This window comes from Methylobacter sp. BBA5.1 (assembly GCF_000746145.1).
GTDB lineage: Bacteria > Pseudomonadota > Gammaproteobacteria > Methylococcales > Methylomonadaceae > Methylobacter > Methylobacter marinus.
Window position 1 is genome coordinate 60,200 of sequence record NZ_JQKS01000025.1, and the last position, 22,095, is coordinate 82,294.

General features: G+C 54.7%; 14 protein-coding genes. 10 read left to right on the forward strand and 4 right to left on the reverse strand.

Annotated elements, in window-relative coordinates:
* Positions 1-322 precede the first annotated feature (322 nt).
* Both EK22_RS15725 and EK22_RS15730 read right to left on the reverse strand, forming a co-directional pair.
* Complete coding sequence (locus EK22_RS15725) at positions 323-3,481, reverse strand: efflux RND transporter permease subunit (RefSeq protein ID WP_036252537.1); 3,159 nt, start codon at positions 3,479-3,481, stop codon at positions 323-325.
* Positions 3,482-3,500: 19 nt separating this feature from the next.
* On the reverse strand, positions 3,501-4,610 hold the full coding sequence (locus EK22_RS15730) for an efflux RND transporter periplasmic adaptor subunit (RefSeq protein ID WP_036252538.1): 1,110 nt from the start codon (positions 4,608-4,610) through the stop codon (positions 3,501-3,503).
* 702 nt (positions 4,611-5,312) lie between these two features.
* Between EK22_RS15730 and EK22_RS15735 the strand changes: the two genes are divergently transcribed.
* The 9 genes from EK22_RS15735 to bstC all read left to right on the forward strand — a co-directional run bounded on the left by EK22_RS15735 (position 5,313) and on the right by bstC (position 18,000).
* The gene (locus EK22_RS15735) at positions 5,313-6,938 is read left to right on the forward strand and encodes a cytochrome P450 (protein WP_051961929.1); all 1,626 of its coding nucleotides are present in this window, start codon (positions 5,313-5,315) and stop codon (positions 6,936-6,938) included.
* A gap of 9 nt (positions 6,939-6,947) precedes the next feature.
* Complete coding sequence (locus tag EK22_RS15740; protein WP_020160918.1) at positions 6,948-7,550, forward strand: hypothetical protein; 603 nt, start codon at positions 6,948-6,950, stop codon at positions 7,548-7,550.
* 78 nt (positions 7,551-7,628) lie between these two features.
* Complete coding sequence (locus EK22_RS15745; protein WP_036252539.1) at positions 7,629-9,875, forward strand: terpene cyclase/mutase family protein; 2,247 nt, start codon at positions 7,629-7,631, stop codon at positions 9,873-9,875.
* A gap of 42 nt (positions 9,876-9,917) precedes the next feature.
* A complete protein-coding gene (locus EK22_RS15750; protein WP_020160916.1) occupies positions 9,918-11,312 on the forward strand; it encodes an FAD-dependent monooxygenase in 1,395 nt (464 codons plus the stop codon).
* Positions 11,313-11,468: 156 nt separating this feature from the next.
* On the forward strand, positions 11,469-12,485 hold the full coding sequence (locus EK22_RS15755) for an NAD-dependent epimerase/dehydratase family protein (protein WP_036252540.1): 1,017 nt from the start codon (positions 11,469-11,471) through the stop codon (positions 12,483-12,485).
* Positions 12,486-12,521: 36 nt separating this feature from the next.
* The gene (locus tag EK22_RS15760; RefSeq protein WP_036252541.1) at positions 12,522-13,628 is read left to right on the forward strand and encodes a Rieske 2Fe-2S domain-containing protein; all 1,107 of its coding nucleotides are present in this window, start codon (positions 12,522-12,524) and stop codon (positions 13,626-13,628) included.
* Between the two features lie 19 nt (positions 13,629-13,647).
* A complete protein-coding gene (bstA, locus tag EK22_RS15765) occupies positions 13,648-16,362 on the forward strand; it encodes a sterol transporter cytoplasmic membrane protein BstA (protein ID WP_036252542.1) in 2,715 nt (904 codons plus the stop codon).
* Complete coding sequence (bstB, locus tag EK22_RS15770; RefSeq protein WP_036252543.1) at positions 16,362-17,198, forward strand: sterol transporter periplasmic substrate-binding protein BstB; 837 nt, start codon at positions 16,362-16,364, stop codon at positions 17,196-17,198. The genes bstA and bstB overlap by 1 nt, the downstream gene beginning before the upstream one ends.
* 4 nt (positions 17,199-17,202) lie before the next feature.
* Entirely contained in the window at positions 17,203-18,000 is a 798-nt protein-coding gene (gene bstC, locus EK22_RS15775) for a sterol transporter outer membrane protein BstC (protein ID WP_235209429.1), read from the forward strand.
* Between the two features lie 87 nt (positions 18,001-18,087).
* Here the strand turns inward: bstC and EK22_RS15780 are convergent, their stop codons facing one another.
* On the reverse strand, positions 18,088-19,110 hold the full coding sequence (locus EK22_RS15780; RefSeq protein ID WP_036252545.1) for a hypothetical protein: 1,023 nt from the start codon (positions 19,108-19,110) through the stop codon (positions 18,088-18,090).
* 286 nt (positions 19,111-19,396) lie between these two features.
* Between EK22_RS15780 and EK22_RS15785 the strand changes: the two genes are divergently transcribed.
* Positions 19,397-20,968 (forward strand): FAD-binding oxidoreductase, encoded by a 1,572-nt coding sequence (locus EK22_RS15785; protein ID WP_036252546.1) that lies wholly within the window; start codon positions 19,397-19,399, stop codon positions 20,966-20,968.
* Between the two features lie 13 nt (positions 20,969-20,981).
* On the opposite strand, the gene EK22_RS15790 is transcribed toward EK22_RS15785, so the two are convergent.
* Entirely contained in the window at positions 20,982-22,094 is a 1,113-nt protein-coding gene (locus tag EK22_RS15790; RefSeq protein WP_036252547.1) for an ABC transporter permease, read from the reverse strand.
* Position 22,095: the final 1 nt, after the last annotated feature.

Here is a 22,095-nt window from a genome sequence, read left to right on the forward strand (position 1 = left end):
AACATATTGTGGTGAAAATTTCAAAAAACGAATACTTTCACAGTCTCGTACCTTTTGGGATGACTTTCACCGGAACCGCTGGAGAAGGTACGCACTGCGTACCCTACTGTATTTTTCAGGCAGGCCTGTCAATAACAATAGTCAATTTTTACAACAGCCGTTGTTTTCGGGTAACGGCTGATTGCTCTAGGCACGGGCGATTTTGCTCCCCTCGTTTGAGGTGGCAGGCAGCGCAACTTTTATCCTCTCTTGCTGCGTGGCCTGAAAGCCCGGTTAACGATGCGTTTGAAATCCATTTGAATTCGACTCACTGCGTAATCAGTCAAATAGTTTCAGATAACGCAATTTCTTCCTTCCTTCCGTTACGTTTGCGCTTGTCCGCGATTTTCGCAAACACCACATATAAACCGGGGATGACGATGACCCCGAAAATTGTGCCGAAAATCATGCCCCCCGCGGCTGCCGAGCCGATGGTATTGTTGCCTATCTTTCCCGCGCCGGAAGCGAACATGAGTGGAATAAGCCCGGCAACAAACGCAAAGGAGGTCATCAGAATAGGCCGCAAACGCAGCGCGGCGCCTTCAACGGCCGCTTCAAACGGCGTTTTTCCCAGCCGGTGCTTCATGACGGCATATTCGATGATCAGAATGGCGTTTTTGCCGAGAATGCCGATCAGCATAATCATCGCGATTTGCGCATAGATATTGTTTTCCAGCCCCATGACCATCAGTAAGAACAAGGCGCCGAAGATGCCCATCGGCAGAGACAGAATCACCGGCATGGGCAGCAGGAAGCTTTCATACTGCGCCGCCAGCAGCAGGTATACGAACACCAGGGAAATCAGGAAAATGTAAATAGCCTGGTTGCCGGCCTGCGCCTGATCCCGGGATGACCCGGCCCAATCATAGCCAAAACCCTTCGGCAGCTTTTGCGCGGCAACGTCCTTGATTGCGGCGATAGCCTGTCCGCTGCTGTAGCCTTTTGCCGGCTGCCCGTTGACCATGGCCGAGGTGTACATGTTATAGCGTGTCACCTGCTCCGGACCATAGACTTTTTCAGTCCAGAGAAAAGAAGAAAAAGGCACCATTTCCCCTGCATCATTTTTGATATACAGCTTCATCAGGTCGTCAGGCTGGGCGCGGTATTCCGGCAACGCCTGCACCATGACTTTATACATCTGGCCGAAGCGGATAAAGTTGGTCGCGTATTGGCTGCCGATGAGCGTTTGAAGCGTGCTCATGGCATTCTCGGCGGTGATGCCTTTCTGAGCGGCCTTATCGCCATCGATATGCAGCAAAAATTGCGGAAAACGCGCATTGAAAGTGGTGAATGCATTCTCTATCTCGGGCCGCTTGTTGAGTTCCGCCACAAAGGATTCGGCCACTGTCTGCAGCCTCGCTAGGTCAGCCGAACCGGTTTTGTCCAGCAAGCGCATTTCAAAGCCGCTGGAGTTGCCATAACCGGGCACCGGCGGAGGCGTGAAAAATTCGATGCTGGCGTCCTTGATATGCCGGGTTTTGTCTTCAAGCGTTCGGATAACGTCCTTATCTGAAACCGTTCTTTTATCCCAGTTCTTCAAGCTGATCAGATTCATGCCATACACGGCGCCGGTGCCTTCCGAGAGCAGACTGAACCCGGCCAGGCTTGACACCGAATTGACGCTTTGCAATCGCGATGCGATACGCTGCACTTCATCCGACACTTTCTCGGTGCGCTCAAGGGTCGCTCCCGATGGTGCTGTGATATTGGCGTAAATAGTGCCTTGATCTTCCTCGGGAATAAACCCCGAAGGCACGATCCGGCCGATCAAGCCGGAGCCTATGGAGAATGCGATCAATATGCCGAACGTGATCAAACGCCTGTTAGCGATAGCTCCGATCAGCTTCCTGTAGTTGCCGGACAGTTTGTCGTAGCCACTGTTAAAGCGCCCGAAGAATTTTTGCAGTAACGACTTTTTAGCCTGTTTGTCGTTATGCATATTCTTAAGGAATAAGGCGCAAAGCGCGGGCGTCAGCGTGAGCGCGGTGATGCCCGAGAGGACAATGGAACAGGCCATGGTCAGGGAAAACTGCCGGTAAAAAACGCCCGTGGGGCCGTCCATGAAGGCCACCGGCAAGAAAACCGCCGACATCACCAGGGTAATGGCGATAATCGCCCCGCTGATTTCCCGCATGGCTTGCTCGGTCGCCTTGCGGGCTCCCATGCCCGAATGCTCCATCTTGGCATGCACGGCTTCAATGACCACAATGGCATTGTCCACGACGATACCAATGGCAAGCACCAGGGCAAACAGGGTGATGAGGTTAAGCGAAAAACCCATTAACTGCATGAAGAAAAAAGTGCCGATCAGTGAAACCGGCACGGCCAGGATGGGGATGATGGTGGAACGGAAATCCTGCAGAAAGATAAACACCACCAGGGCCACCAGCACGAAGGCTTCTGCCAGGGTTTTAATGACTTCATGGATGGAAGCGTCCAAAAACTCGGACACATCATAGCTCAGGGTATAGTCCATGCCCGGCGGGAAGGAGTTCGCCTTAATCTCGGCCATGGTAGTCTTGATATTGTCGATCACCTCCTTGGCATTGCTGCCCGGACGCTGCTTTAACAAAATGGCGGCGGAGGGCTGGCCGTTTTCCTTGGAAAGCACATCGTAATCCTGGGAATCGAATTCGATCTCGGCCACATCCTTAAGCCGCAGAATTTCACCATCGTTCTTGCCGCTTATCACGATGTTTTCATACGCTTCCCGGGTACTGTGCTTGCCGGTGTATTTTAAAACGTATTGCAGTGCCTGCGCCTTTTTACCGGAGCTTTCCCCTATCTTGCCGGGAGCGGCCTCCACGTTTTGCGCCTTCAGTTTTTCAATGATTTCAGCGGCCGAGATGTTGTACATCATCATCTTGTCGGGTCTGAGCCAAACGCGCATGGAGTATTCCCTTGAGCCCAATATTTCGGCGAAACCGACCCCTTCTATCCGCTTGAGTTCTTTTAAAACATTAATATCGGTAAAATTGTAGAGAAATTTTTCATCCAGCTGCGGATCGGAACTGAGCAGGTTGATATACAACAGCATGCTGTTTTGCACTTTCTCGACAATGACCCCCGCCTTGATCGCTTCGGCGGGCAACTCATCCAATACCGAGGACACTCTGTTCTGAACATTGACCGAGGCCACTTCCGGGTCGACGCCCGCTTTGAAAATAATCTGGATTTCGCCGCTGCCGTCGTTGCCGGAAACAGACGACATATAAGCCATGCCGGGCACGCCATTGATCGCGCGCTCAAGCGGCGTTATGACGGCTTTGACGACGACTTCCGCATTGGCGCCGGTAAATTTTGTCGTCACATTGACTTCCGGCGGTGCAATATCGGGAAATTGAGTGACAGGCAGTTGAGTTAAGGACAACAAGCCCATCAACGTAATAAGAATCGATATGACGATGGACAATACCGGACGATGAATGAATTTTGCAGTCATAATGATAATTGTCGCTGGGTTAATCTCTCCGGCTTAACACCATGTTTTCTTCCAAATCAACACGAATAAAGCGTATTTTGTTGCCATCCCTGACATTGCCGACGCCCTCGTACAGTATCTTTTCGTCTTTCGACAAACCGGACTTTACGACATAAAAATCATCAAACCGCATTTTGGGAATGATATTTCTTTGCTCAAGCACACCCTCCCGGTCCACCGCGAAAACATAAAGTTTGTCCTGTATTTCAAACGTTGACTTTTGTGGCACCAGCAAAGCATTTCTCATCTCCTTGTTTATGATGACCTTGCCACTGGCCCCATGCTTTAAAATTCCATTCGGATTGGGAAATCTTGCCCTGAAAGCGATATTGCCCGTAGCCCGGTCGAACTCGCTTTCAATGGTTTCTATTCTTCCCTGGTAGCCGTAGAGCACATTATTGGCGAGTCTTAAATCAACGGTTTTTGCTTTTTTCCCTTCAGCGGTGATGTAGTTTAGATATTCGGTTTCCGACAGGTTGAAATAGGCGAAGACTTCCCGGCTGTCGGATATGGAGGTCAACATATCGCCTTCCGCTATCAAACTGCCGACTTTTTTCGGAATACGGTTGATAATGCCTTGGTAAGGCGCTCTTATTTGCGTATATGAAAGCTGTAAGGCAGCCTGTTCTTTGTTGGCCAGAGCCTCTGCCACTTCGGCTTTTAATGCATCCACTTTTGCTTTTGTTACCTCAAGCTCCGTCCCGGACACAATGTCTTTATCCACCAGCAGCCTTACGTTTTTCAAATCAACCCGGGCTGCCTTCAAGTCCGCCACGGCCTTCTTGTAAACGGCATCAGCCTTTTGCACTTCTTTCTCAAAGTCCAGGGCGTTAAGCGTAAACAGCAATTGCCCTTTCTTTACCGGCTGGCCTTCATCCGCATGAATTTTTTCAATATAACCTTTAACCTTGCTTCTCACCTCGACATACTTCACCGACTGAATATCGGCGACATATTCGTTACTGTAGGTAGTGTCTTTTACGATGGGCTGTATAACCTCGTAAGTATCGACAGTCTCGGTTTCTTTTGGTGGAGTGCAGGATGCCATGGTTAAGCACAACGCAAGAAACAGTATTTGGCTCTTTTTCATTTTGTAATCAGGTCAATTAAATTTCAGCGTATGAGGATAATTTTCTGATCATGCTTCATACGGACATAGGTACGGGTAAGGATTTTTCCAACAGACAAAATTTGATGTGTAACAAGATTTCTGATCTGTTCATTGAATGCCGCCTTCACTTCTTCCAATTAATACATGTTTAATTGGAAAACAGAATGCTGCGCAGGAAATTACGCGATTATCAGCAAACGGGTACAAACACTTAAACCGGGTTGATAGCCTTGTAAAAAATGGAACGACTTTTTACCTTAATCAATTTCAAACGCTCTGTCAAAGTTGACAAAATACAAATAACGTTATATTTCCATTAGTTAACTCGTCTTGGGCATTTTAGCTCCCGAACAAGTGGGGCTTTTTGCGGCAATTGAAGGCAAAGCGCATCAACGGTTTCGCCCCTTTAACTCCCTATTGACCCAGCCCTCTCCGCCTGCCCTGGCAATGATGGTTTTCGGCATTTAATGATGAACGCGGCTTCAGCAATATCGATAGGAATTGCCGGCAAGACGTTCTATTTTATTAAAAAATCCTACTTTGCTATCCCGGAAATCCCCGGGTATGTCATAATTGGCCGCTTTTATGTGTCTATTGCTGCGGTCAGAAGGCTAATGCGCGGTGGGGAACGTGGAATTTATAACCGGCGTTCCTTAATACACAAATATAACAAGATCGAGTATGACTACGACGAACACCGAAAAAGCCGTTTCTTCCGGCAAAGCGCCCCCCAGAATGCCGGGTGCCCTGCCGCTGTTGGGGCATATGCTTGAATTTGGCAAAAACCCCTTCGACTACATGATGAGACTCAGGAATCAGCTGGGGGAAATCGGTGAATTCCGTATGTTTCATCAAAAAATGGTGCTGATGACCGGCCCTGAAGCGAATGAAGCCTTTTTTCGCGCGCCCGACGCCCAGCTGGATCAAAGTCAGGCCTATAAAATCATGACCCCTATTTTCGGCAAGGGCGTGGTTTTCGACGCGCCGCCGCATAAAAAAGACCAACAACTCAAGATGCTGATGCCCGTATTGCGCGACAAGCCGATGCGCGGCTATGCCCAGGTGATCGTCCGGGAAGTCGAGCAAATGATTGCCGGCTGGGGCGATACCGGCGAGATCGATCTGCTTGAGTTTATGAAGGAACTCACCATTTACACGTCCAGCCACTGCCTGCTGGGCGATGAATTCCGTTATGAACTGAACGAGGAATTTGCCGGGATTTATCATGATCTTGAAAAAGGCGTGAATCCTCTGGCCTTCGTTTTCCCCTATCTGCCCTTGCCCGTGTTTCGGCGCCGGGATAAAGCGCGCGCGCGACTGCAGGAATTAGTCACCGGCATCATTGCCAAAAGAGCCCGGAAACCGGAAAAAAGCGAAGATGCGTTTCAAATGCTAATCGACGCCACCTATGACGACGGCAGCCGCCTGTCGGCGCATGAAATAACGGGCATGTTAATCGGCACCCTGTTCGCGGGGCATCACACCACGGCGGGCACCGCCGCCTGGACCTTGCTGGAACTGGCCCGCCGGCCGGAACAGCTGGATCGGGTGCTGAATGAGCTCGACGCCCACTTCGGCGCCGATGGCGAAGTCACTTTTCAATCGCTGCGGGAAATTCCGGTACTGGAAAATGTGATTAAAGAAGTGTTGCGCCTGCATCCGCCGTTGATATTTTTAATTCGCAAAGTGATGCAGGACTTTCATTTTAAGGATTACACGGTCAAGGCCGGAAAATACGTATGCGCTTCGCCGCGCGTGTCGCACCGCATCGCGGCTGTGTACCCGGACCCGGAAAAATTTGATCCTGACCGCTATTCACAAACGCGCCAGGAAGATGCCAGGCCGTTCAGCTGGATTGCCTTCGGCGGCGGCAAGCACAAGTGCAGCGGCAACGCTTTTGCCATGCTGCAGCTCAAAGCCATTTTCAGCATTCTGTTACGGCGGTATACTTTCGAACTGGTCGACGACAAAGACAGCTATCAGGATGACTTCACCCAAATGGTGGTGCAGCCGGTCTCGCCTTGCCGGGTCCGATATGTCAAACGTACGGCAATTACAGAAGCCGGGGCAGCGGCAAATACCGTGCAGGAAAGCATTCAGACTGTCGCGAAATTTCAGATAAACATCGACAGAGAGCTTTGCCAGGGCCATGCCACCTGCATGGCTGAAGCGCCTGAACTTTTTCATGTGGACGATGCGGGCAATGTCAGCGTTTTACAGGAAAACCCGCCGCTGGATTTGTTGAACAAAGCCCGGCAAGCCGAAAAATATTGCCCGACCCGGGCAATTAAAATTGAATTGAAATAGGGATACACAATGGCCGCATATCCTCGGGCAGAACTTGAAGAAATGGTTGAACGTTGGCTGCAGGCCAATCGTGACGCGGAAAAAGAGGGTAACTGGCCCAAACACCTGGGCAGGATGTATACCGAGACCGCCGAGTACCGCTGGAATATCGGACCTAATGAAGAATTTGTCGCACGCAGCCGCAAAGAGATTGAAGAATGGGCTTTAGGCGTGCAAATGGAAGGCTTTGAGCAATGGCGCTACCCATACCATCGCATTTTGATCGATGAAAAACAGGGCGAAGTGATAGGCTTGTGGCGCCAGGTATCTCCCGCGTTGCGAGAAGACGGCACGCATTATGAAGTAGCCGGCATCGGCGGCTCCTGGTTTCGCTATGGCGGCAATTTTCAGTGGGAATGGCAACGGGATTTTTTTGATTTGGGCAATGTGAAAGCCCTGTTTTTTGAACTGGCCGCCGACGGCAAGCTTGATCCCGCCGTAAAAAGGAAAATAGGCAAACTGGCCAAAGGTCAATTGTTGCCCGGCCATGAGCGTTTGCGCAATCCGCCCGGCCTGTTGAAAAGACTGAAAGGCCTGTTGGTAATGGTACGTATTGCTTTGTTCAATCAATAAGTTAAAAAATATGGATGCCATCCGTTCTACCTCGGCATTTACCGCTCAATCAAGCTCAAAGGGACCTCAAAAGAATCTATGCTGCATGTAAAACCTAGTTGGAAGAACTGGCATCTGCTTACTGAAAAAGGACGGCAAATCTGGGCCTTCAAGCCCCGCTCAAAGGATATCGAAGAGCATTTACACAATGTCGATGACATCTCGGACGAAGACATCGCCCGATTTGCCGAGGATTTTCAGTTTGATAAATCCGGCAATCCCAATTCCGGCGACCAGGTTTTCAGAAACACCGCCATTAACGCGAAGTTCCGGGAATTTAGCGGCCCGATTCCGCAATCGAGCAATCCCGAAGAGCAAAAAGTCATCGATGCGCTGATCAAAGGCATTAACTACTATTCCTACCTGCAAAGCGAAGACGGACATTGGCCGGGGGATTACGGTGGCCCGCTGTTTCTGTTGCCTGGCCTGCTGATCGCCTCTTATATTTCCGGCACACCCTTTCCCAGAGCGCATCGGGAAATGATGAAGCTGTATTTATTCAATCATCAAAACCAGGACGCCGGCTGGGGCATGCATATCGAAGGTCAATCGACCCTATTCGGCACCGTCATGCAATATGTGTCGCTGCGCCTGTTGGGCGTGGATAAAGATCATCAGCAGCTGATCAAGGCCAGGGCCTGGATCAAAAACAACGGCGGCGCAACCGGCATTCCCTCCTGGGGCAAGTTTTATCTGGCGGTTTTGAATTGTTATGACTGGCAGGGCTTTAACAGCCTGTTTCCTGAAATGTGGCTGTTTCCCAAATGGCTGCCCGTCCATCCCTGGCGTTACTGGTGCCACACCCGCATGGTCTATTTGCCGATGGCCTATTGCTATGCGCAGCGCATCAAAGCACCCGAAAATGAACTGATCCTGTCCTTGAGAGAGGAGCTTTATAACCAGGATTTCGCCGCCATCGACTGGCCGAAACAACGCGATGCCGTATGCGAAAAGGACCGCTACACCACGCTGTCTCCGATACTGAAGTGGATGAATTTTTTCACCAATAGTTATGAACAATTCAAATGCGCCTGGTTAAGAAAAAAATCCACCGACTACATTCTAAAATACCTCAATGCCGAGGACGAGCAGACCAACTACATCAACATCGGCCCTGTCAACCAAGCCATTAATTCCATTTGCATCTGGCATGCCTACGGCAAGGATTCAACGCAATTCAAAAAGCATACCGCGCGCTGGTACGATTATTTGTGGGTTGCGGAAGACGGCATGAAAATGAATGGCTACAACGGCTCGCAGCTATGGGATACCGCGTTTGCAACCCGCGCCATGCTGGAAAGCGACCTGGGCAAACTGTTTCCGGCGACGATTGCAAACAGCTATCGGTTTATCGATCAGTCGCAGATCAAGGCCGAACACCCGACGCATGCCGAATTTTTCCGTCATCCGATGATCGGCAGCTGGCCTTTTTCAACGCCTGACAATGGCTGGCCGGTTGCCGATTGCACGGCGGAAGGCTTAAGTGCCGCGCTGGCGGTGCATCATTCAGGTCTGGTTCATCCAGCGATTGATGTAATGCGCATCAAAAAGGCGGTCGATATTATCCTTTCTTATCAGAATTCCGATGGCGGCTGGGCCACTTATGAATTGACGCGAGCGCCCAAATGGCTGGAAAAGCTCAATCCTTCCGAAGTGTTTGCCGACATTATGATTGATTATTCATGGACGGAATGCACCGCGGCCTGTGTGATTTCCTTGCTGGAAATTCAGGAAACCTATCCTGACTTTAAAAACAGCGAAATACGCAAAGCGATCGGCGCGGGACTGGATTTCATCCTGAAGCAACAAAAAGCGGACGGTTCCTGGTATGGCGGCTGGGCGGTCTGCTTTACCTACGCGACCTGGTTTGGCGTGGAGGCGATCAGCAAGGCCAGGGGCAAGGGCTATCATGACGATGCGATTTTAACGGACAGAATCAACATAGCCAGCGGCTTTTTGGCCGGCAAGCAAAAAGCCGATGGCGGCTGGGGCGAAACGTTCGAATCGTGTTCCAAACTGGTTTATACCGAAGCGGCGAAGTCTCAAGTGGTTAATACCGCCTGGGCCTTGCTGGCCCTGATGGCGGCTGATTTTGGCGACAGAAAGGTGATCGAGTCAGGAATCACTCTGTTGTTGAACAGACAAACCCATACAGGCGATTGGCCGCAGGAAAGCATTTCCGGAGTTTTTAATTACAACTGCATGATAACTTACGCTAATTACAGGAATATTTTTCCTGTCTGGGCACTGAACCGATATTGTAAACAGTATGTCCAGCGAAAATAATACATTCAACCTGCTAAAAGCACTCTTATCCAGGGGCTCAGTATGAAGTCAGAGTTCGACATTTGCATTATCGGCGCTGGCATGGCGGGTGCCACCATCGCGGCTTATCTGGCGCCCAAAGACATCAGGATCGCATTAATCGATCCGTCCTACGAAGAGAAAAAACGCATCGTCGGGGAATTGCTGCAGCCCGGCGCCGTTCAGTCGCTGGAGCAAATGGGCCTCGGGCATTTACTGGAAGGGTTCGATGCACAGCCGGTTGAAGGTTACGCCCTGCTGCAGGGCGAGGAAAAAACCACTATTCCTTATCCGCCCCCCTACAAGGGAATGGGTTTGCACAACGGCCGGTTTTTGCAGCAAATAAGAGCCTCCGCGCTGAACAATGCCTCGGTTACGCAAATACAGGGCAAGGCATTGCAACTACTGGAAAACGAACGACATGAGATTATCGGCGTCAGTTACCGGGATTCGCTTACCTCCCGAATAAAGTCCATTCATGCTCCCTTAACCATTACCAGTGATGGATTCTTCTCAAATTTCAGAGTGCATCTCAGCAATAATGAAAAAACCGTCACGTCTTATTTTATCGGCTTGATACTAAAAGACTGCGAGATGCCTTTTCCAAAACATGGCCATGTGTTTTTATCGGGACCGACGCCATTCATTTGTTATCCGATTTCCAGCCATGAAATCAGGCTGTTGATCGATTTTCCGGGCGAACAGCTGCCTAGAAAGCAGTTGCTCCAGCAACATCTCGATACCAATGTAACGCCTTACATTCCCGCCGGCATGCTCGGCAGCTATAACCTGGCCCTGCAGGAAGGCGGATTCAAGGTCATGCCCAACCATTACATGGCGGCAAAACCCATCATCCGGAAAGGCGCGGTGATGCTGGGCGATGCGCTTAACATGCGCCATCCTTTAACGGGCGGCGGCCTGACCGCGGTGTTCTCGGATATCCAGATATTGAGCGCGCATTTACTGGCCATGCCTGATTTCAATAATGCCGATTTGATTCACGAGAAAATCGAAGCCTATTACCGCGACAGACAGGAGGCAAACGCCAATCTCAATATTCTTGCCAACGCGCTGTACGCGGTGATGTCCAACGATTTGCTTAAAAGGGCTGTATTCAAATACCTGCAGTGCGGCGGCGCCAATGCGCAGGAATCGATTGCCGTATTGGCCGGCCTGAACAGGAAACATTATTCCCTGATAAAGCAATTCTGTTTTTTGGCGGTATTCGGTGCATACAATTTAGTACGTGACAATATTTTGAATTTTCCCAAGGCAATCAAACTGCTTTCGGATGCGATTTCCATTATCAAGCCTTTGATGATAAACGAGGTTTCGTCAGTGGCGTTTTTTTATCATTATCTCGGAAAAATTAAATCCCTGGCTTATTTCGGCTATGGCACCCCTGTTCAAAGGCCTTGAACAGCTCTATCAGGGCTAACTGTTAAGCGTGGAATAACTCAGTGAAATTAATATAATGATTTGCCGGACAGAATTTAAAACAACATCCATGATCTTCACGCGCCTGGACCGGATCTCCCGTTTTAGTCCTGGGCGGCACTATCCCGGATTAATGCGATGAACACTGGCATAACACTTGTTACAGGCGCTACCGGACACCTTGGCGCCAACCTGGTCCGCCGCCTGCTCGAACAAGGCGAGCAAGTACGGGTGATGCTGCATTCGGAACGCGAAAATGGAGCGCTGAACGGGCTCGACGTGGAGCGTGTTTATGCCGACCTGCGCGATAGCGAAGCGGTAGCCGCCGCCATGCGCGGGTGCGCCCGCGTTTATCATTGCGCCGCGCTGGTTTCGACCATTCAAGGTAATGCGGCCCATAAACGCGAAGTATATGAGACTAACGTCCGCGGGACTATCCATATTCTCCAGGCGGCCGAGCGCCATAGCATCGACAAGGTGGTGGTGTCGGGTTCGCTGAGCGCCACCGGCTACGAGCCCGGCCGCTCCAGCCACGAGGACATGCCGTTCTATCCCTTCGATCGCCATTTACCCTACGGCTTTACCAAGCACCTCACCGAGCATGAGTGCCTCAAGGCCCACGCCAATGGCCTCAATGTGGTAGTCGCGACCTCCTGCGCCATCATCGGTCCTCACGATTACGAGCCTTCGCGCATGGGCCGCGTACTCATCGATTACGCTCACGGCGCTCTGCGCGCTTACATTCCCGGCGGCTTCGAATGGGTATCCGGCCGCGATATCGCCGAAGGCCATGTATTGGCCATGCGCCATGGACGATCCGGGCAGAAGTACATTTTCAGCACCGCCTACGCCAGCGTCGACGACCTGATGTCGCTGTTTCGGGAAGTCACCGGCCGCCCGCCGCCGCGGCTGCGACTGTCGCCGTGGCTGATGTCGGCCCTGGCCGAAGTCGCGGACAAGACCTGGTACCGGGCCTTCCCCAACCTGCCCCGGCGTTTCACGCCGGGTGCGGTGCGCCTGCTCCAGATGCGGCGGCGGGCCGACCATGACAAGGCGAAACAGGAATTAGGCTACCAGCCCGGCCAATTGTCCCAGGCAGTGCAGGAAGCCTATGAAGATTTCGTGCGCCGGGGCTTGATTGTCCCGGCCAAGTAAACAATCCACTTAACCACGAACCGGAGCCCTCCAATCATGAACAATGAGCAGACACAATCATCGCCTCCCGTCTTTGCAGAAGCCAGGAACGCGCGGCAAAAGGCTCGTGCTGCCGGAATGGACCCTGATCGCTGGTATGTGGTGGAATACGACAGCGCGGTTAAGAAAGGCCAAGTGAAGGAGGTGATCTTCTGGAACACCTCCATTGCCCTGTACCGCGGCGCGGACGGCGAACTCGCGGCGGTGCAAAACCGCTGCCCCCACCGTCAGCTCAAACTCAGCCATGGCATGGTGGACAAGTGCAGTCTGCGTTGCGCCTATCACGGCTGGTCCTTCAACAGGGAGGGCTGGCTGGAGGACTACTCCCACGACAGCTTCGGCAAACCGCTGATCAAAAGACAACTGCGGACTTATCCCGTGCAAGTCCGCTATGGCCTTATCTGGCTATTCCCCGGCGATCCGGAACTGGCTGGCGAGCGCGAGATTCCGGCCATTCCCGAACTCGACGGGGACAACCCGTGGGCCAACTTTGTCTCGGACCTGACCTGGCGCACCCATCATTCGATGGTGATGGACAATATCTGCGATTTCTCCCATGCCTTCCTGCACCGCAAATACAAGCCCTTCATCGATGCCAAATTGACCCATCACGAGGCCGATGACAACAGGGTTTATCTGACTTATGACGCCTATATGGCCGGCGGCCGGATTTCCGGGATTTTCGTGGACCGCAACCGGGTCAATACCCGTTCCATCGAATTATGCTACGAATATCCTTATCAATGGACCAATACGGGCGACAGTATCAAGAACTGGTCGTTCATGCTGCCGATCGACGAGCGGAATACCCGGGTATTTTTCCTGTTTTATTTCGATGCCCTGAAAATTCCGCTGATTGCCATGAAAACCCCGAAGTGGTTGACCCAGCTGGTATTGAATATCGCCAAGCCCCTGGTGTTCAAGCCCATACTCGAAGAAGACGGCGTTGCCCTGGAAGCTGAGCTGTTAGGCTACGAAGCCTGCTGGGATGCCCCGCCTATCGAACTCAACCCCGTGGTTCCGATGTTCCAGCGGCTGACCGCGCGCAAGTGGGAGGAGCATCTGGCCAGGAAGGAAGCGGCGCGGGTCGCTTGCGCGGATTGATTAACGGAACCTCTTGCCAATGAAGATTACCCAACGTATCGCCAGGATCGCCGAATACTTTGCCCGCAATCCCTGGTCGATCCTGGGAGCGGCCGCGGTGCTGTCGATTCTGGCCCTCTGGGCGACGCTGCAACTCCCGGTCCACACCTCGCGGCAGGCGCTGCTTCCCCAGGACACGGCGGTGGCGAAGCGCTTCAACGATTTTTTGAAAAATTACGGCGCCGCCTCGGACCTGATGGTGGTCCTGGAAGGCGCTCCGCGCGGCGAATTGGAGTCCTTTGCCAACGAGCTGGCCGCCCGGCTTGAAACCGAGCCCGAGGTTGGTCAGGCCACCTCGCGTCTTGATATGGGATTTTTCCTGAACCATTCCTACCTGCTGATGCCGACCGAGACCCTGGACAAGCTTGCCGAGATGGCGAGCCCGCCCACCTTGCATGGCGAAACGATGGAAGTAAACCTGCGCAAAGCGTTGAGCTGGAGCCAAGATCACCCGTCGCTGGGCGGCGCGGACACCGACCTGCAGACCGCCGAAGCCAGCCTGAACCTGGCCGCGTTTTTCCTGGAGGAATGGCAACGCTGGCTGTCCTCGGAAACCGTTCCGGCCGGCTTGGACTGGAGCCGCCTACTGGCCAAAAACGCGGCAATGGGCATGAGCGACGGCTACTTTGCCTCGCGCGACGGGCGGATGCTGTTTGTGTTCGTCCACCCGGAAAATCCCTCCGGCGATTTCGAGCATCTTGGCCCCTTCGTCGAAAAGGTCAAGCAGGTGTCGGCGGCCCTGGCCAAACAGACCCAAGCCGCCGGACGCACGCCGCCCACGGTGGGACTGACCGGTCTACCGGCCCTCGAATACGAGGAATACGTCAATATCCGCAAGGATATGACCCTGGTGACCATCACCTCCGCCAGCCTGGTCGCCGCATTGATTCTGCTGGTGGTGCGCAGCGTGCGCTGGGCGGCGCTGATTTTCATTCCCATGGGTCTTGGCGTGCTGTGGAGCCTGGGCCTGGCCTTGTTCACCGTCGGCCACCTGAATATTATCACCGCCGCCTTCATCGCCATTCTGTTCGGGCTGGGGGCGGACTACGGCATTTTCACCTCCTCGCGCATCGCCGAGGAGCGCCGCGCGGGCAAGCCGCTGGTGAAGGCGATCGGGGTCGGCATCGGCTCATCCTTTGTAGCGGTGCTGACGGCCGGGGGCGCCTCGCTGCTGATCTTCAGCGTCCTGGCCTCGGTCGATTTCCCCGGCTTCGCCGAACTGGGCGTGGTGGCGGCCGTGGGCGTGCTGATGATCCTGATCAGCACCTGGATGGTCCAGCCCGCGCTTTACGCCCTGCTGCCGCCCAAGCTGAAAGAGATTGACTCGCTAGCTCCGCCGCCCGCTTCCGCAGCACCCGGGAATCGCGGCGGCGCGTTCCCCAGGCCCGTTGCCATGGCCCTCGTCATACTGGCCATCGCCGGCGCTGCCTTCGGCGGCTGGAAGGGATTCGATATTGATTTCGATTACGACGTGCTGGCCATGTTGCCCGAGGATTCCCAGGCGGCCAATTATCAACGCCGCATGGTAGCGGAGAGTGACTATCAGTCCGAGGTCATCATTTTCACCGCCAGGGACATGGCCGAGGCACGCAGGATCACCCGCGAGGCAGGCAAACTCAAGACCATTGCCCAGGCGCAGTCCTTGACCGGCCTGTTTCCCACGGACGCCGACGAACGCCTGCGCAAGGCCGTGAGCATCGGCGAGGCATTCGCCCGCACCGACTACGCCCTGCAGGTCGAAGAACTCGGGCGCGCCGGCTTATCGTCCAAATCATTCGAATTGCTGAAGGCAGTGCTGGAAAACGGCGCAGCCCTCATCGACGAAGCCCAGGAGCAGGCCTTTTCCGCCGGACATACCCATCTGGTCGAGAGTCTGGAGAACGTGCGCGAACAGGTTTTGGCCATCTCGGCCCGTCTCGCCGCGGACAGCGAACTGGGCCGGGTGCGCAGCGAGAGCTTCTTGCGCGCCTTACTGTCCGGAGCGGATGCCGGGCTTAACATCATCGACATCTGGCGGCAGGCCCGTCCCCTCACGCCGGAACAGTTGCCGCCCGCCCTGCGCGAGCGCTTCTTTGCCGCCGATGGCAGTATCGCGGTCTATGCCTTCCCGGCAAAATCCGTGTACGATCCCGACAACCTCGACGCCCTGATCAAAGACGTCTATAACATCTCTGCGGAAGCGACCGGCTTCCCGACCACGCACCAGGCGTTCGCCAAGGCCGTGGTGGCGAGTTTTACGCACGGCACGCAATTGGCTCTGGCGCTTTGCCTGCTCTGGGTCATGGCGGCGACGCACAGCCTGCGCGGCTTCGCGCTGGCGGCGCTGCCCTTGCTGATCGGCGGCGGCTGGATGCTGGGGCTGATGGCGCTGAACGGCATTCGCTATAATTACGCCAACATCGTCGCCTTGCCCTTGGTCATTGCGCTGGCGGTCGATTATGGCGTCTGGTTCAGCTACCGCTGGAGCGAATTGAAGCATCGTACCCCGTTGCAAGTCAGCCTGGCCATCGGCAAGGCCATCGGGCTGGCCGCCGGCACTTCATTGGCAGGCTTGGGCGCAATCACTCTGGCCAGTTACCGGGGCGTGTCCTCATTGGGGCTAAGCATCACCATCGGCCTGCTCTGCTGTCTGACCGCAACCCTCGTCGTGGCCCCGGCCATTGGACAATTACTTGATTCCAAGAGAAAACCATAATGCGAAAAACGTACCTTATTATTGCCGGCCTGTTGGCCTCTCTTGCCGTCACTGCCGCGCCCGTACCCGAAATGATCGTGGTGTGCTATCCCGGCGGCCCCGTCAATACCCGGGATGCCCAGAGTGCAATGGGTTCCATGCTGCGGGTGGTCGAGCGCGTCGGCCAGTGGCCCGAGAACCGCTTCGACAGCCTGTTCACCAGCAAAATCGACGAATGCCGGAAACAGATCGCCGAAAAAAAACCCAAGTTCGCGATCACATCCCTCGGTCTCTATCTGGAACTGCGCAACCCGCACAATCTGCTGCCGGTGGTCCAGCCCAGGATCAAAGGCCGGACCAGTGAGCGTTACCGGGTCGTCGTCCAGAAGGATAAGTACAAAAGCCTGGACGAGCTGAAAGGCAAAAATTTGGGGGGCACGGTATTGGCCGAGCAGTCGTTCATCGGCAAGATCGTTTTTGCCGGCAAAGTCGATCCCGCCGGATTCTTTGTCCTGCAACCCTCCAATCAGGCCATCCGCGCCTTGCGAGCGCTGGACAAAGGGGAGCTGGACGCCGTCATTCTGAACGAGCAACAATATGCCGGCCTGTCTTCCCTGCATTTGCAGACGCCCCTTGAGGTTGTATTCACGTCCGAGGAAATCCCGCTGATGGGAGTCGTGGCCAACAGCACCACGACCACGGAGGAAGAACGCGCCCGCTTCGGCAAAGCGCTGGAACAAATGTGCACCGATTCCGAGGGCCAGAAACTGTGCGATCTGTTCGGCGTGGAATCCTTTAACGTCGTGGACGCGGCCGTGTTCGAACCCATGATCAAGCTATGGGATGAAGGGAGCTAAGACTTTGCGCGCTATACGACTACTTACGGCCATTGCGATGCTGGTTCTGGCGGGCTGCGCCGGGCTCAAGAGCGACCGGGTCCGGTTCGATGGACTCTCCGGCTGCCCCGGGCAGACCGCGGCTATGCTGGCCGCTCGGCAAAGCCAATACGGCCCCTTGAGCGACACCCATACCCTGGAATGTGCGCTGACTGTCCTGCGCGACAGCCAGGACCCGGCTCTACGCCGTACCTCGCTCGGCAGCCGCCTGAGCCTGCACCTGGCCGAACGCGAAGCCAACCCGGACAGACGCGAAAAACTGGCCGCCGAGGGCGTGAGCCTTGCCGAGGCGGCGTTGGCGCAAGGGGCGGACGATGATGCGGCGGTGCATTATTATCTGGCGGCCAACCTGGGGCTGGCGGTGCGTGAGCATATCACGCTGGCCATGGACAACCTGGAACGGCTGGAAGGCGCGATGAAACGGGCGCTGGCCTTGAACCCGGATATCGACCACGGGGGGCCGTTGCGCCTTTTGGGGGCGCTTTACCTGAAAGCGCCGGCCTGGCCCAGCGGCATAGGCGATCTCGACAAGGCGCTGGAGCTGCTGGAAAAGGCGGTCAATAAACACCCCGCTCATCCACTCAACCACCTGTTTTATGCCCAGGCATTGTGGCATGAGGGTGACGAGGCCGGCCTGAGCCGGGCAAAAGCCGAATTCACGCTGGGGGAGAAGCTCTTGGCAGAAGGTAACTGGGGCTACAGCAAAGAGTCCTGGAAAAAAGAGTTCGCCGAGTTTCGACAAGATCTGAAAAACGGCCTATAACCCCTTATGCCGGGTTTCCGCAAAGCTCCACCCCAGCCTACCTGCCGCCCGAGTACCAGCCGTCTAAAACCGCGCCCTAACGATGAATCAACGGCATGCCTCCAGCGCACCGCAAAGCCGCTTGAATGACTTGAGCATTTTGTCTTTCAGCAAGCGGCAGCCGATCATATGTTTGACATCGCTGGCGATGCCCGTCACCTGGTCGGTGTAGCTGCGCACCTCCTGAAAGACCACCGTGCCGCCGCGATAAGCCAGGCAGCCGGTTATCCATTGACTGGCATTGTAAGAATGCGGCGCATAGAACTCCCGGGTCAACGTCAACACGCAGCCATTCCAATCAGTGCTGACGCGATGCCTGAGGATGACCGCCGGACGGCCTTCCACTGTTTTTTCCACCCAGGGGAAGGCCTCTTCCGCTCCGGACGGCAAAGATTCCGGGTAATGCAGCCAGACCTTGTACAAGGCTGGAAAGTCGCGCAGCAGGGCGGCGCTTGCGGTTGCTGCCTGGCGAAGCTCCAGGGCTGGCCTGGAATACCGGCCCGGCTCCCGCGCATACGGCGCGATAGCATGCACGCCTCCGCGCCGATAGGCTTCAAAGCGCTGGAACAGAAGCTCCCGGTAGCGCTGCAGGATCGCGTCTTCGATGACATCGGAAAGCCGTCGCCTGAGGGTTTTGAAGCTATCGATCTCCGAGACCGACAGATTGAATTCATCGCCCGGCTCGACATCCAGCAACGCCTCGGCTTCTTTTCTGGACAGGACGACAGACGCGAGGGAAGCGGCTCCGTCGATCTGGTTCAGCGCCCCGGACGCGATGACATCAAAGTCCAGCGGATCCGGATTGTTCTGGCGCAACTGCCTGGCCACTTTCTCCAAGGGAACCGGCAGATACCAGGCGATGCCCATGGCCAGTTCGGCGTCGCTGTTTTCGCTCAAGGCGTATGTGACAGGTCTGCCCCGAGCCAGTTCGGCAATCTCGCTCCTGTCCATTCCCAACTCGCTCAACACTTTTTCGACGGGCGGGGGGTCCGCAAAAGCGGGTCTTCCCTGTAATGTAAAACTCGCGGCCAACAGCCACGCGACGACGGCATGATTCAGTTTTCTTGGCATTGGCAAACCTCAAGCGCCAGACAATTGTTTACAAACAGTCTATTTAGCGCGTTCATCGATATTAATAGCTGATTCGATATAAAAACATCTTTAATAATTCCCGATGCCCAGCAATTTTAGGCTCGACAACAACCACATAGTGAGATAATGGTGCAAGAATAAAACAGCCGATGAACCAGCCCCACGAATTATCCGGCGCCCAGGGAATATTTGATACTTATATCTAAAATCGATTGGTGACCCGCCGACCGAAACCGGCTTCACCGATTCATTCAGGACAAACACAATGATAAAACCCGAGCAATTATTCGAACACCTACTCACCCATTATCGCGGAATCTTCGCCACCCTCTTCCTTTTGCCTGTTTCGGCCGTCCATGGTGCCTATGCCGGCATCCGCAACGCGCTGGCATTCCGTCTTAACAGCGCCCCCGCCAAACACGATGCCAAGGTTGAGGCGGTGATTCGGCAAATCGAGGACTGGAAAAATCAAGGCGCGAAGCAAAAGCTTTGCACGGCGAGGTCGGGCTGGAAAACCATGAGCGAGATGGTGCCCAAATACAAACTGTCCCATCGCAAGATCGCTGTTGACATGTACGACCTGCTTGAAATCGACGAACAGCGCGGAATCGTTCGGGTGGAACCCCTGGCGACCATGGGCCAGATTTCGCGCAGCCTGATCTCTCAGGGCTGGACGCTGCCGGTGGTGCCGGAACTGGACAGTTTGACGGTAGGCGGCTTGATCATGGGCTTCGGCGTGGAAACCAGCAGCCATAAATACGGGCTATTCCAGCACATCTGCGAATCCTTCGAGATCGTGACGGCGGAAGGAAAACGGCTCAAATGCAGCGCTTCGGAAAATGCCGAGCTCTTTTACCAGATTCCCTGGAGCCATGGCACCCTGGGCTTTCTGGTGGCGGCCGAATTGCAGATCATTCCGGTCAAAAAGTATATCCGGCTCAGTTACCGGCCGGTTTATAGCCTCGATGAGATGGTCAGCGTTTTCGAGCAGGCCAGCCGCGATACCGACAACAACGATTTCGTGGAAGGCTTGGTTTACGACCGCGACCGGGCGGTCATCATGGTCGGCAAATTCGTCGATGCCGCGTGCCCGGACGGTCCTGTCAACGCTGTCGGGCGATGGTATAAGCCCTGGTTTTACAAGCATGTGGAAAGCCATCTGGAGCACGGGAAGGAAGGTCTCGAATACATACCGGTGCGGGATTATTTTCACAGGCACACCCGCAGTTATTTCTGGACCATGGAGGAAATCATTCCGTTCGGCAATCATCCCGTATTCAGGGCTTTACTGGGCTGGGCCCTGCCTCCCCGAATCGAACTGTTGAAATACACGGAAACACAAACCACCCGACGGCTTCGGGAAAAGTTTCACGTGGTTCAGGACATGCTCATGCCGATCCGGCATCTGAAGCCGTCCATTGACTATTTCGACAAACACTTCCGGTTATACCCCTTATGGCTTTCGCCGATGGCGATCAAGGACAACGGCGGACAGCCCGGCTTTGTTCACCCTTTCAGGACAGAGGAAGGCGCCGTGGATGAAATGTATGTCGATATCGGCGCCTACGGCACGCCGCGCAAGGCCGATTTCGACAACGCCAGCGCCCTGCCGTTACTGGAAAAATTCGTCATCGAACAGCACGGCTACCAGGCCCTGTATGCCAGGACCTGCATGGACAGAAAGCAGTTCAGAATGATGTTCGACCATGCCGGCTACGACCAGTTGCGCGCGCGTTTGCCGTATTGCCGGCAAGCCTTCGATGAAGTGTACGACAAGGTTTCCTCGACAGGCCGGGTTTCGCCGGTCGAGATGCGACAGCTGGAAAAGGCGGGATGAACCGCGCGCCTCGTTAATACATGCGCCGCCTGAACAGCCAGGAAGCGCAACTCAGCGTAACGAGGCCGATCACGGCCAGAGGCCAGTATTGCGACATCAGAACGTCCGCCGTCAGCCCTTCCAGAAAAACGCCCCGGATGATAACCAGAAAATAGCGCAAAGGATTGAGCAGCGTGAAATCCTGGACCAACGGCGGCATGTTGGCGATCGGCGTCGCAAAACCGGACAGGATCACGGCAGGAACGATAAACAGGAATGAGCCCAAAAGTCCCTGCTGCTGCGTGACGGACAGTGCCGAAATCATCAGGCCGAAGCCGATGACGGCAAACACGAACAGGACCACGCCCAGATACAGCGCCGCCAGGCTGCCGACTATCGGAATCCCGAACCAGAACACGGCCATGAAAATGATGAACGAGGCTTCAATAACGCCGATGATCGCCGCCGGCAGCGCCTTGCCCACCAGGATCTGAAAAGGCGTCAGCGGCGTCACCAGCAACTGGTCGAAAGTCCCCTGCTCCCGCTCGCGGGCGATGGACAGCGCCGTGACCACGATTGTCACGACCAGCGTCAGCAATCCCGCGATACCGGGCACGATAGACCACCGGCTTTCCAGGTTCGGATTGAACCAGGCCCTGATCCGCAATTGCGCGGGCGGCCCCGGCAGGCGATGCCGCTCGGCCCAATCCAGGTTAAACGTGGCCACTATGCTTTGCATGTAATTCAGGGCGATCATTGCCGTGTTGGAATCGCGGCCGTCGATCAGAATCTGCGCCACGGCAGGTTGACGGCCCAAATACAGGTCGCGGCTGAAATGCGGACCGAGATGCAGCACGGCCAGCACTTTCTTCTCGTCGAGGGCCGGCGCGATCTGTTCCTGGCGGCTGAGCCTTAAAACCTCCGTAAACGCCGGTGCCGCCGTGAAACGCTCGATAAAATCGCGCGAGGCGATGCTCCGGTCCTCGTTGTAAATCGCGATGGGAATGTGATTAAGGTCGTAAGTCGCGCCATAGCCGAACACGAAGAGCTGGATGACCGGCGGCCCAATCAATATGAAACGGCTTTTCCTGTCCCTGACCAGGGCCAGAAATTCCTTAACCAGTAACGCGTAAATCATCGCCCACATG

What these genes read in the sequence shown, in the direction of transcription:
- EK22_RS15745 (WP_036252539.1), top strand. Translation starts at nt 7,629, where the DNA reads ATGCTGCATGTAAAACCTAGTTGGAAGAACTGGCATCTGCTTACTGAA.
- EK22_RS15735 (WP_051961929.1), top strand. Translation starts at nt 5,313, where the DNA reads ATGACTACGACGAACACCGAAAAAGCCGTTTCTTCCGGCAAAGCGCCC.
- bstB (WP_036252543.1), top strand. Translation starts at nt 16,362, where the DNA reads ATGCGAAAAACGTACCTTATTATTGCCGGCCTGTTGGCCTCTCTTGCC.
- EK22_RS15755 (WP_036252540.1), top strand. Translation starts at nt 11,469, where the DNA reads ATGAACACTGGCATAACACTTGTTACAGGCGCTACCGGACACCTTGGC.
- EK22_RS15760 (WP_036252541.1), top strand. Translation starts at nt 12,522, where the DNA reads ATGAACAATGAGCAGACACAATCATCGCCTCCCGTCTTTGCAGAAGCC.
- EK22_RS15730 (WP_036252538.1), bottom strand. Translation starts at nt 4,610, where the DNA reads ATGAAAAAGAGCCAAATACTGTTTCTTGCGTTGTGCTTAACCATGGCA.
- EK22_RS15785 (WP_036252546.1), top strand. Translation starts at nt 19,397, where the DNA reads ATGATAAAACCCGAGCAATTATTCGAACACCTACTCACCCATTATCGC.
- EK22_RS15790 (WP_036252547.1), bottom strand. Translation starts at nt 22,094, where the DNA reads ATGTGGGCGATGATTTACGCGTTACTGGTTAAGGAATTTCTGGCCCTG.
- EK22_RS15780 (WP_036252545.1), bottom strand. Translation starts at nt 19,110, where the DNA reads ATGCCAAGAAAACTGAATCATGCCGTCGTCGCGTGGCTGTTGGCCGCG.
- EK22_RS15740 (WP_020160918.1), top strand. Translation starts at nt 6,948, where the DNA reads ATGGCCGCATATCCTCGGGCAGAACTTGAAGAAATGGTTGAACGTTGG.
- bstA (WP_036252542.1), top strand. Translation starts at nt 13,648, where the DNA reads ATGAAGATTACCCAACGTATCGCCAGGATCGCCGAATACTTTGCCCGC.
- EK22_RS15725 (WP_036252537.1), bottom strand. Translation starts at nt 3,481, where the DNA reads ATGACTGCAAAATTCATTCATCGTCCGGTATTGTCCATCGTCATATCG.
- EK22_RS15750 (WP_020160916.1), top strand. Translation starts at nt 9,918, where the DNA reads ATGAAGTCAGAGTTCGACATTTGCATTATCGGCGCTGGCATGGCGGGT.